The 856-nt window shown below is 46.5% G+C and carries 2 protein-coding genes; both read right to left on the reverse strand.

Going from position 1 to position 856, the window contains the following annotated elements; translation table 11 throughout:
- Nucleotides 1-377 (reverse strand): DUF2955 domain-containing protein (locus AB4486_RS22780; protein ID WP_372118757.1); only part of this gene is annotated, 377 nt, incomplete at its 3' end.
- Nucleotides 367-856, reverse strand: a 490-nt coding sequence (locus AB4486_RS22785; protein ID WP_372118759.1) for an HlyD family secretion protein, incomplete at its 5' end; no start/stop codon positions are given. The genes AB4486_RS22785 and AB4486_RS22780, both read right to left, overlap by 11 nt.

Below are 856 nucleotides of genomic sequence, written 5' to 3' on the forward strand. Positions count from 1 at the left end.
GGGAGATGCATCTGCTTGTTGACCACCACCATCACGATGACCACGATAATGGTCAGTGTCGCGATGATATCTTTTGTATTCTGATGGCTACGCTGATAACTCCAGAACAGCAATAGCCAGCAATAGAGGACAAAACCGGTTGGCGAGTCGACCAATACACTACCAAAAAACACCACACCAAAGCTGATTAAGATTAATGCAACAATCACCTTTAATATTAAATTAATCGGTGGTTTGGATGGCATCAATGTCATGAACATCACAACAAATATGGGCGACAAAACAGCGAGCATCTGCCCACTTTGTTGATGGTAGAACAATAGCGAAAGCGGCAGTAACACCAATCGAATAATGGAGTTAGCTGAGCTATGAAACATAAGTCCACACGCTTAGAATTCTCATCCAAAGCTGAGCAAGCCACTCACCTGGGGTACTTTGCTCTGTCATGACAGCCACTGTGGCTTGTGAACCAAAACGAATGTTGCTTGGAACCTCACCATGATCAAACACAATATTGACTGGGTAGCGCTGCGCGGCAATAGAATTGGTGTCTGAATTTAAAAAGCCAGTCTCTTGGTCAGTGCTATTGCTGCCACCCGTTCCCCAACCAATGCTATCAACCGTGCCGTATAGCACTCGCCCCGGTAACGCATCCAATACGATCTCAACTCTTTGCCCGACTTGTATATGCTCTAGCGAGTTTTCTCTGTATAACGCAGATATCCACACCTCTCGCGGATCAACAAAGGTCAAAACAGGTGAGCCTGCGGTTGCTCGCTGGCCTACCGTCAGTTGTAGGTTACTCACCACGCCATGAGAAGGAGCCATCACTTGGGTTTTCTGTAAGTTGAGCTGA

The organism is Vibrio sp. 10N.222.55.C6 (genome assembly GCF_041473395.1).
Lineage (GTDB): Bacteria > Pseudomonadota > Gammaproteobacteria > Enterobacterales > Vibrionaceae > Vibrio > Vibrio crassostreae_C.